Annotated in this window: 9 protein-coding genes; 5 read left to right on the plus strand and 4 right to left on the minus strand. The window is 41.2% G+C overall.

Annotation, left to right across the window (positions count from 1 at the left end):
* The first annotated feature begins 10 nt into the window (after positions 1-10).
* Together B4U84_RS12495 and B4U84_RS12500 are read left to right on the plus strand one after the other, a co-directional pair.
* The gene (locus B4U84_RS12495; protein ID WP_131118220.1) at positions 11-1,210 is read left to right on the plus strand and encodes a lipid-A-disaccharide synthase-related protein; all 1,200 of its coding nucleotides are present in this window, start codon (positions 11-13) and stop codon (positions 1,208-1,210) included.
* Positions 1,211-1,390: 180 nt separating this feature from the next.
* The gene (locus B4U84_RS12500; protein ID WP_131118223.1) at positions 1,391-3,127 is read left to right on the plus strand and encodes an ABC transporter ATP-binding protein; all 1,737 of its coding nucleotides are present in this window, start codon (positions 1,391-1,393) and stop codon (positions 3,125-3,127) included.
* 213 nt (positions 3,128-3,340) lie between these two features.
* Here the strand turns inward: B4U84_RS12500 and B4U84_RS12510 are convergent, their stop codons facing one another.
* Positions 3,341-5,692, minus strand: coding sequence for a hybrid sensor histidine kinase/response regulator (locus B4U84_RS12510; protein ID WP_131118226.1), 2,352 nt, complete (start codon positions 5,690-5,692; stop codon positions 3,341-3,343).
* Positions 5,693-6,024: 332 nt separating this feature from the next.
* On the opposite strand from B4U84_RS12510, the gene B4U84_RS12515 reads away from it, so the two are divergent.
* From B4U84_RS12515 to B4U84_RS12525, 3 genes are all read left to right on the plus strand, one after another.
* The gene (locus tag B4U84_RS12515; protein WP_131118229.1) at positions 6,025-6,588 is read left to right on the plus strand and encodes a GNAT family N-acetyltransferase; all 564 of its coding nucleotides are present in this window, start codon (positions 6,025-6,027) and stop codon (positions 6,586-6,588) included.
* A 128-nt stretch (positions 6,589-6,716) separates the two neighbouring features.
* Positions 6,717-8,198, plus strand: a complete 1,482-nt coding sequence (locus tag B4U84_RS12520; RefSeq protein WP_131118930.1) for a leucyl aminopeptidase — start codon at positions 6,717-6,719, stop codon at positions 8,196-8,198.
* Between the two features lie 421 nt (positions 8,199-8,619).
* The gene (locus tag B4U84_RS12525) at positions 8,620-9,102 is read left to right on the plus strand and encodes a helix-turn-helix domain-containing protein (protein WP_131118232.1); all 483 of its coding nucleotides are present in this window, start codon (positions 8,620-8,622) and stop codon (positions 9,100-9,102) included.
* Between the two features lie 225 nt (positions 9,103-9,327).
* On the opposite strand, the gene B4U84_RS12530 is transcribed toward B4U84_RS12525, so the two are convergent.
* The 3 genes from B4U84_RS12530 to B4U84_RS12540 form a co-directional block, all read right to left on the minus strand.
* Positions 9,328-10,398, minus strand: coding sequence for an LOG family protein (locus tag B4U84_RS12530; protein WP_017312997.1), 1,071 nt, complete (start codon positions 10,396-10,398; stop codon positions 9,328-9,330).
* A 482-nt stretch (positions 10,399-10,880) separates the two neighbouring features.
* Positions 10,881-11,204 (minus strand): thioredoxin, encoded by a 324-nt coding sequence (gene trxA / locus B4U84_RS12535; protein WP_131118235.1) that lies wholly within the window; start codon positions 11,202-11,204, stop codon positions 10,881-10,883.
* A 460-nt stretch (positions 11,205-11,664) separates the two neighbouring features.
* Positions 11,665-12,828, minus strand: a complete 1,164-nt coding sequence (locus B4U84_RS12540) for a GuaB3 family IMP dehydrogenase-related protein (RefSeq protein WP_131118238.1) — start codon at positions 12,826-12,828, stop codon at positions 11,665-11,667.
* Positions 12,829-13,334: the final 506 nt, after the last annotated feature.

The following is a 13,334-nucleotide window of genomic DNA, read 5'->3' on the forward strand; positions in this document are numbered from 1 at the left end:
GATCCCCAATATGTCTTCCAAGCGAATCTTATTTATCAGTAACGGCCATGGAGAGGACAACCACACCTCTCATGTGATTCAAACCCTGCGTCAATTATGTCCTTCTGTTGAAATGGCAGCAATGCCAATTGTGGGGGAAGGAAAAGCTTACCGCAACTTGAACATCCCGATTATTGGGCCGACGCAAAGAATGCCCTCTGGGGGATTCTTCTATATGAGGCGTTTGTATTTGCTCAAAGATTTTCAATCGGGATTAATTGGATTAACGTGGCGACAGTTACAAGCGGTGTTACATTATGCTCCTGACTGCGATTTGATTATGGCTACTGGGGATTTTATCTCCCAGACATTTGCTTATTTAACAAAGCGTCCCTTTGTCTCTTTTATTTCTTGTCTTTCTGCGCTTTATGAAGGAAAATTGCGTCTAAATCCGCTTTTGTGGCACGATTTGAATTCTTCTCAATGCTTGACAGTGTTCACCAGAGATGCATATACCGCTGGTGATCTGCAACGGCAAGGTATAACTAAAGCTAAGTTTGGTGGTATCCCTGCTTTAGACTGGCTCGTTCCCACTGGCAAAAACTTGGATCTCAAACCAAATGTTCCCGCGATCGCTCTGTTACCAGGATCTCGAATGCCAGAAGCGGCGCGAAATTTCCGTTTGCAGTTGCAATTGGTGTTAGAAATTGCCAAAGTGGCGTCTGGGCAAGAATTACAGTTTTATGCAGCCTTAGTCCCAGATTTAATGCAGGAACTAGATGACATTGCCAAAAGTCAAAGTTGGCAGCACGAGCAAGGCTTACTCACCTATGCTTCTGCTGGAGGTTCTCCCGTGGAAGTGAGATGTTATTCAGATGCCTTCAGTGACATTGTATGTTACTCTACCCTCGTGATTGGGATGGCAGGATTAGCAGTGGATTTAGCAGTTGCGATCGGCAAACCTGTGATCCAAATTCCCGGAGAAGGACCGCAGTTTACCTATCAATTTGCAGAAGCACAAACACGACTGTTGGGTATAAATGCCCAAACTATTGGTACCAAACCCGCAACCCCTGAGATTCTCAAGCAAGCGGCTCAACGATCAATCGAAACTTTGCAAGATGCGGAATACCTCGCCAAGTGCAAAGAAAATGGCCCTAAGCGATTTGGTCCACCTGGTGCATCTGATAGAATTGCCCGCTTTTTGCTAACTCATTTGGGGGAAAATTAGTATTTGCTGCTAAAGCTGGCGATTCTCAATAAACATAGGAATTGGTAGGGTGCGTTATGGACGAACGTCCTAACGCACCGAAAACCACCGGATGGTGCGTTGCGCTATGCGACAACACACCCTACAAAACTTATCCCCAATCCCCAATCCCCAAATGAATTTCATTTTGTGCAACTACTTATGAAAGTCCGTTCTAGCTACTCGCAATTGTTACCTTATCTGTGGCCCGAATGGCCTTTGTTAGTTCGGGGATTAGTTTGTATTTTAGGATTTGTGTTATTTACCTTAGCATTGCCCTACCTAGCAGGTCAGGTCGCTTTTTTTGTTGGTCAGGGAAAAGTTAACCAGATTGCGTACTGGCTCGGACTAGCTACTCTAGTATTTTTAGTGCGGGGGCTTTGCCAATACGGGCAGAATATCTTTATGATCGCTGCTGCTCTCAACATGGTTTTAAACTTGCGTAAGCGAGTCTATGCTCATCTGCACAAACTGGGATTAGATTTCTTTGAAACCACACAGACGGGCGACCTTACTTATCGTCTCACTGAAGATATTGACCGAGTCGGCGAGATTGTTGACAAGCTATCTCATCAGTTTCTTTCCAATTTCTTGCAATTAATTGCTATTCCCGCTTACATGCTCTACCTGAATTGGAGACTGACTCTCGCAGGTTTGATTTTGGCTCCTTTCGTGGCTTGGTTAATCGGACTATTTGGTCAGCGATTACTTGTTTTATCTCGTCAGAGTCAAAATCATGTTTCTAATCTGTCTGCACTCCTAACTGAAGTATTTAGCGGTATTCGCATTGTTCAGGCTTTTGCAGCCCAAGGGTATGAAATCAACCGGTTTAACCAAGAAGCAGAATACAATCGTCAGGCTAGGTATCGCGCTCAACAACTCAAATCGGTTCAGTTTCCGGTGGTAGGTTTTTTGGAAGCAGTTAGTATTATGCTGCTGTTTTTATTGGGAGGATGGCAAATTTCTCAAGGAAACCTAACTTCTCAAGGCTTTATCAGCTTCTTGACTGCTGTGGCTCTATTAATCCAGCCCATCGACCTGATGATTAGTAATTACAACGAGTACAAACAGACCGAAGCTTCCGTAGAACGCATCTTTGAACTAATGGCGAGAAAGCCTAGTATCAGCGAAAAACCAGATGCAAAGGAACTGCCACGAGTTGTTGGTAAGGTAGAGTATCGTCATGTTAATTTTGCCTACCATCCTGGTCAGCCAGTTCTCAAGGATTTGTGTTTACGTGCTTCTCCTGGAGATGTCATCGCCTTGGTTGGTTCTTCTGGAGCAGGAAAATCGACGTTAATTAATCTGTTACTTCGCTTTTACGATCCTCAGTCAGGTCAAATTTTGATTGATGGTATTGATCTGCGTGATGTGAGATTGAATAGCCTCCGGCGTCAGATTGGCATTGTACCTCAAGAAATTACCTTATTTTCAGGAACGATCGCCCAAAATATTGGTTATGGTCAACAGGAATTAGATTTAAAAGCGATTCAGGAAGCTGCAAAGATTGCTAACGCTCACTCTTTTATCACCCAATTTCCTCAAGGCTATCATACCTGGGTAGGCGAGCGCGGCGTGAACCTATCAGGAGGACAGCGCCAGCGACTAGCAATAGCAAGAGCAATAGTTAACAACCCGCGAATTCTCATCCTTGATGAGGCGACCTCCGCTCTAGATTCGGAATCAGAAGCACTAGTTCAAGAAGCACTTGAGCGAGTCATGCAAAACCGTACTGTATTTATTATTGCCCATCGCCTCAGCAGTGTTCGTCGCGCAGACTCAATTCTCGTCCTAGAACAGGGACAAGTAGTTGAAGAAGGTACTCACACCTCTCTGTTGTCTAAGGAAGGCAGGTATGCTCGTTTTTACGCCCAACAATTTTACTCTACGCAGGAGTGAAGGGGATCGGGGATCGGGAATCGGGAATCGGGGACAAGAGAAATATGGGAAGGGAGCAGCGAGAGAAAGGAGAATAACAAATAACAAATGACAAATAACAAATAACAAATGACAAATAACAAATAACAAATGACAAATGACCAATAACAAATGACCAATGACAAATGACCAATGACAAATGACCAATGACAAATGACCAATGACAAATGACACTTACCCAAAGTATTGCATCAGTATTGATTCAATTTGAACAATATCAATTGGCTTGAACAGACATGCATTTGCACCTGCTTGGAGGGCGCGATCGCGTAATTTATCTGGTGTACTTTTAGTAGAATGACAATCTACGTTTGGGTTATCGTTGTTTGTGGCGATCGCATTTGATGTGAGAGTAATCACTATTAAATCTTGCAAATTAGGGTTTTGTCGTACTGTACTCAACAAATCCCAGGCGCTGATGTCTCTTGCTAATTCTAAATCCAACAAAACTAAATCAGGCTTTTGGTTTTGCACTCGCTGCCAAAAATCACTGCTATTGCTGATGTACTCTATATGATAACCAATTGCTTGCAGATAATCTCGCAGCAACATAGCAGTTTGTTCTTCATTTTGCACCAACAAAATATTTTTTGTGACATAGGTAGCAGGATAACGAGGAGTTGCATTATCCTCCTTGTACTGAAGTTGGTATAAGTTTTCATCAGATGGCGAATAATTAACGGCATTTTCTACTTTTTTGGTAGCATATTTATGTGTTTTTACTGTTTTACTTTGTTCAAAAAATTGCTTGTTTTTAATACTGAATATCTGCTCAGAAAGCTGTTTTTCTTCTTGTAAAGGGGCTTGATCTGGTATAAACAATGTAAATTGACTGCCTTTTCCTAGCACAGATTCTACTGTGACGTCACCACCATGTAAACGTGCTAGCTTGCGTGTTAAGGCCAAACCCAAACCTGTGCCTTCATACTGACGATTGAGGCGACTATCAAGTTGTTTGAAGGGTTCAAATAAAAATTTAAACTGACTCGAATCAATTCCAATACCTGTGTCAGATACGATAAATCTTAGACCTTGGGGTACTTTTTTTACTTCTAAGCACACCTTACCGGCTGCGGTGAATTTAATCGCATTGGTCAACAGATTGAGTAACATTTGCTTGACTCGCCGCTCATCACCAATACAAAATTCTGCTTGTTGATCAATTTTGGTAATCAATTGTAAATATTTTTCTTCGGCGCGATCGCGGACTGTAGATATTACATAGTCACACAAATCTTCTATTAGCAATTGAGATAAAAATAGTTCTTCTTTACCTGCTTCTACTTTTGACAAATCGAGAATATCGTTGATTAGTGCCAGTAGATGTTCGCCACTACTATAAATACAATTGACATACTCTTTTTGCTTATCGTTGAGAGACCCCACCATTTCTTGTTGTAGCAACTGAGACAACCCCATAATTGCATTTAGAGGCGTTCGTAATTCATGACTCATAGTTGCTAAAAATTCACTTTTGGCACGGCTTCCAGCTTCTGCTGCTTCTTTACTTTCACAGAGTTCTAATTCCGTATGCTTGCGTTCGCTAATATCCTCGGTCATAGCGAGAAAGTACTCAGGTTCACCATTTTGACTCGAAATCAAAGAAATACTTAGCAATGTCCAAACAAATTGACCATTCTCATGTACAAAGCGTCTTTCCATCTCTAAGCGATCGCAATTTCCCGAAGTCAGTTCTTGATAGAGTTCTAAATCTCCCTCAGACTTGAAAATATAATCTGTAAAATGCTTACCAAATAAATCTTCTCGACTGTAGCCCAGTATCTGACACAATGACGGATTTATATCCACAATCCGCCCTTTCATATCTACTAGTGCAATTCCAACGGAGGATCGCTCAAAAATTGCCCGAAACCCTGCTTCACTCTGCTGTAGTGCTTCCTGTGCAGCTTTACGTTCGCTAGCTTCGATCGCCAAAGTGACAAAATCAGCGATGGAACCTGCAAAGTTTTCTTCTTCTAATGTCCACTGACGAATCCAGCCAATGTGTTCGTGACATACCACTCCCACCAAACGACCCCCTAGCCAAATCGGTGCATGTAACACAGATACAATACCAAATGCAGACAAATATGGCTCTGATAATTCTTGGGTTCTACGATCATTGCAAGCGTCATGTGCTGCTATGCTGCGTTGTTCTTCCAAAGCCTGAAAGTATGCAGGAAAATTTGCTTTTAAAAGCGACATTCCACTACTATGAACCTTGGTAATTGTATGATATAAATCGACACATTCAATTTTTGAATGGTCAATATTATATAACCAAATACTGACTCGCTCTACTTCTATTGTTTGGGCAGCTGCTTCTGTGATTTCCCTTAATGCTGCCTTGAAATTTCCTTGTTGTAAACTCTTGCTTTTAGCTAGTTGAACTAATGTTTTACTTTGTTTTCGCAGACAATGTTCTGTTTTGTGAAGTACTTCTTCGGCCTGTCTATGTTCTGTAATCTCTCCGATTGAAACTAACCGCATTTTTTGTCCCTGATTAGGAATGAGATTGTCTTGCATTTTGGCTGCTGATCTCCCTAATTTCCTGATCCCATCGCACGGAAACGATCAGTCGAAAACAGATAATCTACAGTTATAGCATTTATGAAATGCAGTCAAATTTCCGTCAAGAAGTCGCATATGTGGCGACTGAGGACAGCAAATCCCGTTATATGATTCCTATTCTTGGAGAAGATCCAGCATAGGGTACTAGTCAAAATGTTTTCCCGGATATTTCTCGGCTTGTATTTGAGGGTATGAGAGATGGTAAATGCTAGAAACATAGCAGTGCTACGTCTCTACACTCTGTGAATCGTAAATTCATATTTTGATTCAGCAACATGGAGAAATTTATGGATAAAACTATTTATCAGATTGAGCAAGCAACTGTGCAAACCCAAAGGCTGATTTTACGACCATTTCGCCTTGCAGATGCAAATGATGTCCAACTTTTGGCTGGTGCGTGGGAAATTGCTGCAATGACTCTTAATGTTCCCCATCCTTATGAAGATGGTATGGCTCAAGAGTGGATTCAAACTCATCCAGCAGCATTCAGTGAAGGGAAAGATGCGAACTTTGCGATCGCCTTACGTGATACAAATGCATTGTGTGGTGCGATCAGTTTGGGAATTAACCAAAAACATAACCATGCTGAGTTGGGTTACTGGATTGGTAAACCTTTCTGGGGAAATGGTTATTGTACGGAAGCAGCTAAAGAAGTGTTGCGATATGGCTTTGAAACATTAGGATTGCACCGCATTTGCGCCTATCATTTTGCCCATAATCCCACATCAGGGCGAGTCATGCAAAAAATTGGCATGACCTTTGAAGGATGTCGGCGTCAGCATACTCTCAAATGGGGTGAATATATAGATGTTATGGAGTATGGAATCCTCAAAAGTGAGTTTATAGCCTGAAGAAGGTTTTAGACCTTAATTTTGTGTAATTAATTTTGTTTAACGACTTTATTTGTGTCGGCTTACCAATCCATAAAACACAAATTTTACGCAATACTGGTACAAGAACTTTTACACAAAATAAACAAATGGAAATTATACCTAGTAGTACCTCGCTTACAGACTGGACTGGAGATGGTCTAGCAGTAGGATTGTTTGAAGATGCAACAGATTTAACTGGTGAACTGGCGACTTTAGATGAGAAATTTGCTGGGTATATAAAAGAACTAATTGCTGAAGAAGAATTTAAGGGGAAAGTCGGTAGCATTGCTGTCACAAGATTAGCTAGTGGTAGCCCTGTTCGTAAAGTGATCTTGGTAGGTTTAGGAAAACCAGATGCAGTTAAATTGGATACTCTGCGCCGTGCTGCTGCTGCGATCGCTCGCCAAGCCAAAAAGCAAAAAATTAAAACTCTAGGGATAAGTTTACCTGTTTGGAATAACGATCCTGACCAAACAGCTCAAGCCCTAGCTGAAGGTGTGCAGTTGGCACTATATCAAGATAATCGCTTTAAATCAGAACCAGAGGATAAAACGCCACAATTAGAGACAGTAGAATTACTGAGATTAAATGGACAAGAAGCTGCGATCGCTCGTGCTAATAAAATTAGTTCTGGAGTAATTTTAGCTAGGCAACTGGTAGCGGCTCCTGCTAACGAAGTCACACCAATCACAATGGCAGAAACCGCAACAGCGATCGCTTCTGAAACCGGAATGCACATAGAAATTTTGGAACAGGAAGACTGTGAAAAGTTGGGTATGGGTGCATTTTTAGGAGTAGCAAAAGCTTCTGATTTACCACCAAAATTTATTCACCTGACTTACAAGCCAGATGGTACACCTACACGCAAATTAGCAATTATCGGTAAAGGCTTAACCTTTGATTCTGGCGGACTCAATATCAAAGGTGCAGGTAGCGGTATCGAAACCATGAAAATTGATATGGGCGGTGCAGCAGCAACTTTTGGTGCAGCTAAAGCAATTGGTCAACTCAAGCCAGATGTAGAGGTTCACTTTATCTCCGCCGTTACTGAGAACATGATTAGCGGCCGTGCCATGCACCCTGGTGATATTCTCAAAGCATCTAACGGTAAAACAATTGAAGTTAATAACACTGATGCTGAAGGACGTTTAACTCTAGCCGATGCTTTAGTATTTGCTGAAAAACTCGGAGTCGATGCGATCGTTGATTTAGCCACCCTCACTGGTGCTTGTGTAATTGCCCTTGGTGATGATATTGCTGGTTTGTTTACGCCTAATGATACTTTAGCGCAAGAGTTGGAAACAGCAGCCCAAGGTGCAGGGGAGAAAATTTGGCGACTTCCAATGGAAGAGAAGTATTTTGAAGGATTAAAATCTGGGATCGCGGACATGAAAAACACAGGACCTCGTCCTGGTGGTTCCATTACTGCTGCTTTATTTTTAAAACAATTCGTCAAAGATACTGTAGCTTGGGCGCATCTGGATGTAGCTGGTCCTGTTTGGACTGACAAAGAAAACGGTTATAACGGGCCTGGTGCAACTGGCTTTGGTGTTCGCACTCTTGTAAATTGGGTGTTGAGTAATTCGTAAATTCAACGATCCTTTTTAGAAGTAAGCCAATTAATCTTTTATTTGCAGGGGGTAGGCTAACTAAGCTTTGTCGGAGCGGGTGTAAGCTTACAAAGGTAAGGATTTTGTATTTAGTAACTTTTTGACTATTTCAGCCGATTTAAAAATCCTGAAACGACCAAACCACCTTAAAGACTCGAGAATTGTCTCAACTATTTTCGAGATTCTAAAAAACCTACCCTTGAAAGCATCCTTACACCCCTGTTAAACCTACTGACGTGGTAAGACTGAAATAGTGCATAAATCTCTTCTTCTTTCTCTGCGTTCTCTGCGCCTCTGCGGTTTATTAATGCAACATCTTAGCCTTGCCACGCCACTACTCTAATATTTTGGATAGTTTTGAGAATTGTACACAACTAAGATCAATTTGGAGATGGAGTAAGTGAAAGGAGGAAGTAAATATCAGCCACTTTTAGAATATCTCCAAGGAAGTGATTGCCCTGAAATCACCCTTTCTTTTACAGAAATTGAAAAATTAATTAATAACACCCTACCCAACTCAGCCAAAAAAGAGCGTCGATGGTGGGGAAATCGCAGTACAGGTTCACCCCAAGCATCAGCTTGGATGAAAGCAGGATACGTAGTTGAACCGAATATAGAAGCAGAAACCGTCACTTTTCGCAAGCCGACCAGTGATTACAAAGTCTTAACTACAACCGATACTATCCACTGGAACAGCGAAACCATCAAAGCACTACGCCTTCAAATGGGACTTTCCCAAAAAGAATTTGCCCAAGAGTTAGGTGTTCGCCAGCAAACGGTGAGTGAGTGGGAAACAAGTGTCTATGAACCAACTCGCGCCACGTCAAAACTTTTAACCATGGTCGCTGAAAAAGCTGGATTAAAACACAAAACTGAAGAGTAAACTACAAATCGTCAAGGATTTGCCGTGATCATTTAGGCATGTAGAGACGTTGCAGTGCAACTTCTCTACAAAAAATTTTAGATAGCATATTGACACTTAACACGCTACCGTTTAGTATTTAAATAGACTTTTTGGAAAAGTTGTTTTTGCACAATTTCAGATTAAGGGGATTTTCCCCTTAATCTTTTCTCATAATAACTGCTGCGAAGTCTCATCGGTAAAAAGTTACTTCAATTCTGGGTGCGCTCTATTTTCTAATGAAGGCGTACCCATGGTATTAATGACAGCAATCATTTGATAAAGACGTCCTAAATCTCTTTGATTGAAGTAAAGAACTAAGCGGGGAAGTTCTAGAGTTTCATCTTGTCCTTCTTGAGGTAAAGCTTGGCTTTTTTCAATTCGTCCTGTCACCAGAATGTCGCTAAAATGAGCATTTAATTGCTCGACCTCTGCATCAGATAAATCTGTTCTGAGGCGAATTACTAAGCGATCGCCTACATAGCGACTAGAATGATAAACCTGGTAAAAGCGGGTAATAGCATTACAAGCTACCACCAAATCATCTGTGACTGTATATAAACTTGGATCTTCGGGACTTACTAAGCCATTCTGCACCAATTGTTTATCAATATATTCGCTCCAAGATCGCCAGTAATCTCCACCAGGACGGTCAATTAAGACTACGGGTACTGGGCCAAATTTGCCTGTTTGACTCAGAGTCATACACTCAAAAGCTTCATCCTGAGTACCAAATCCACCAGGAAATAAAGCAACAGCATCACTTTCTTTTAAAAGAAATAATTTGCGAGTAAAGAAATATTTAAAATGAATCAGCTTTGGATCACCCTCAATAATTGGGTTTGCTTGCTGTTCAAAAGGTAGTTGAATATTTAGACCAAAAGAATTTTCTCGTCCAGCACCTTCGTGACCGGCTTGCATAATTCCGCCACCACCACCAGTCATAACCATGAATCCCAGTTGAGTAACATAGCGGGCGAAGTCAACAGCCATGTGATATTCTGGGCTTTCTGGTGATAGGCGAGCCGAACCAAATATGGTCACTTTTCGGACATGTCGGTAATTATGAAAGAGCTCGAAACCACGCTCCATGTCTATTAAAGCAGCTGACATAATTTTCCAATCGAGGCGATCTACTTCACTCTCAGCCAGACGCACTATGGTAGCTAGCGCCTGCTGGATGTATCGTCGATTCTTCAACGTTGGTAAGCGCTCAAATAATTTAGCAATATCGGTTTGGAGAGACTCTAATATGTCAAACGACGCAGATGAGGTCATGAGAACTGTAGCCAATGCGGCACTATATTTTACCTAAATTTGCTCTAATATGGCATTTCTCTGAAAACCCTTTTTTTGAAATAAAAAAGCACCTCCAGTTATCAAAACTAAGGCGCTACTACTTCCTTGCCAACCAAAAATTATTTAATCTAGTGCAGCGTACCAAAAATAGTTACAGAAGTAAAAACAATCTCAAAGATTGCCATAAAAGCTTTACAACTTAGTGTCTTTACCTTTTGTACTAGTTTTTCCCACTGCTGAAATGACAAACAAAGGGTGAAAAAAGAATCACAGATGACTTTTTTTGGGTAGGCTTTATTGCTATTGTGTGTTTAGTAGTCAAACACAGTGCAAACTACAATAGCCGGAAAAATATTAGACTTAGGAAACCAAGGTCAGTATTCCTTTATTTTTACTGGCAAATATTTCAGGTGTTTTTGGAGTTGAAAAACACTCCAAAAATATTTGCAGCAACTGAAACTTTAAAGATATTTTTCCAAAGTATTAGCTAATGTAGTTTTTGGTACAGCACCTACTACCATATCAACTTTTTGTCCATCCTTAAAAATCATCAATGTGGGAATGCTACGGATACCATACTGACTAGCAACATTAGGATTCTCATCGGTATTGACCTTAACTACCTTGATTTGGCCTTTGTATTGATCTGCTATTTCATCTACAACTGGGGCTACCATCCGGCAAGGACCGCACCAGGGTGCCCAAAAGTCGACCAAAACAGGAACTTCACTGTCTAATACTTCCTGCTTGAAAGTGGAGTCGGTAACTTGTGCGGCTGCTGACATGGCTACAAACCTTTGTCTCTATATTTTTGATCGTGCTGAAATTCTACCATAGCAAAAAGCACTGCTTGGAGTAATACAGACACATTTGTATATGAAATCTTTTGTAAAAGTTATTCTTTCAATAATTTCCTGAAGCGAAAAGGTTAATTAAAGGGTTTTATTTTCCTTTATCCATCACCTCAGACAAACAGGAACTCTCAGAAGTGATTAGAGCAAGATCCCACAGGCTTTTACCTTTTTTCATCTACAAAAGGAACCGCCCGAACAGTAGTCCGGGCGGAGTGTGGTGTGAGGAGTGAACGGAAACATGCGTCTCCGCTATTTATATTGTAGGCGACATATGTGATTTTTCCAGGAAATGTTTTGGAGTCTGGAAAAAATTTTTTATAGTCGTTGACTGTTGGTTGTTGGTGAGCAGAGGTGAAGCATTTGTACTCTCCCTACTAATAACTAACCTGTCTTATTTGCCCATACCTAGTTGTTGAGCTTTTTGGTATACTTTACCCTCAGTTAACAAGGAAGGAGCAATTACAACTTCGACTTGCTGCATTTCTTTAATGTTTTTGGCTCCTAATGTTCCCATACTAGTTTTTAAAGCTCCCAAAAGATTATGAGTACCATCATCTAGTTGGGCTGGACCGACAAGAATTTGTTCTAAAGTACCAGTCGTACCTACACGAATGCGCGTCCCACGAGGTAATACCGGGCTAGGAGTTGCCATACCCCAATGATAGCGTCGTCCTGGTGCTTCAGCAGCCCTGGCAAAAGGAGAACCAATCATGACTCCATCAGCACCACAAGCAATGCACTTACAAATATCACCTCCAGTGATTAAACCACCATCAGCAATTACTGGAATATATTTACCCGTTTGTTGATAAAATGCATCACGGGCGGCTGCACAGTCTGCGATCGCAGTTGCTTGTGGTACACCCACTCCCAAAACCCCACGGGAAGTACAAGCAGCACCAGGACCAATACCGACAAGAACCGCAGCAGCTCCTGCTTTCATTAAGTCCAGTGTGACTTCATAAGTCACGCAATTACCCAAAATCACGGGTATGGGCATTTCTTGGCAAAATTGAGCCAAGTCAAGAGGTACTATAGATTGTGGGGACAAATGTGATGTGGAAACAACTGTTGCTTGCACAAAAAATAAATCCGCCCCTGCTTTTGCAACTACTGCACCATATTTACTTGCTCCTGCGGGAGTTGCACTAACTGCGGCTATACCGCCTTGTTGTTTAATTTCTCTAATTCTTTGTTCAATTAATTCTGGTTTAATAGATTCAGCATAAAGTTGTTGCATCAAGGGAACAAATTCTTCTTTGCCCACCGAAGCTATTTTGTCTAAAATCGGTTCTGGGTCAGCATAACGAGTTTGAATTCCTTCTAAATTCAATACACCCAATGCTCCTAAATTTGACAGAAGCACGGCCATGCGAACGTCTACCACACTATCCATGGCGCTGGCAATTATTGGGATTTCTCGCTCAATATTACCAATACGCCATTTGGTGCTTGCTAAACTCGGATCTAGCGTCCTGTTGCCAGGTGCTAAAGCAATTTCATCTATTCCGTAAGCCCTACGAGCTGTTTTCCCCCGCCCAATTTGAGTTTCCACGCTGTTAATGTTCCCAAATCTGTTTAAGCTAGGGTATCAAATTGTGAGAATATTTGCAGCGATTTTTTTGAAACAAACCACCCAACTTACAAAAAACGTCAACAAAAATCAAGCTAAACAACAAGGCTAAATGAATCTGTTTTGCATCTTTTGTTACTGAAAGTTAGTGTTAGCTAGTGTACCAATTTTTGGAGATTGAGGTGTCGATTATTACTTAGCTCTTTTCATCTATGGATAGCTAATTTGGCATCCTTAAAAATAGTCCAAAAATTTTACCCTACAACCACAAAATTCTCCTAGACCCATATTTTTGAACTAATACGGAAATTTCACCCTTTGAGAGTAACCCGTGGAGTGATTTGTATTGCTACGATAAATTTCAGATTATTCAAATCAAATATTAAATCTAAAGATTTAGCTAAAAATTTAGACAGCCACATCATAAATCACACAAATAAGCCATGAAAGCCTATTCCCCAATCCCCGACACTTAATCCCCAATCCCC

The organism is Westiellopsis prolifica IICB1, assembly GCF_004323185.1.
Lineage (GTDB): Bacteria > Cyanobacteriota > Cyanobacteriia > Cyanobacteriales > Nostocaceae > Pelatocladus > Pelatocladus prolificus_A.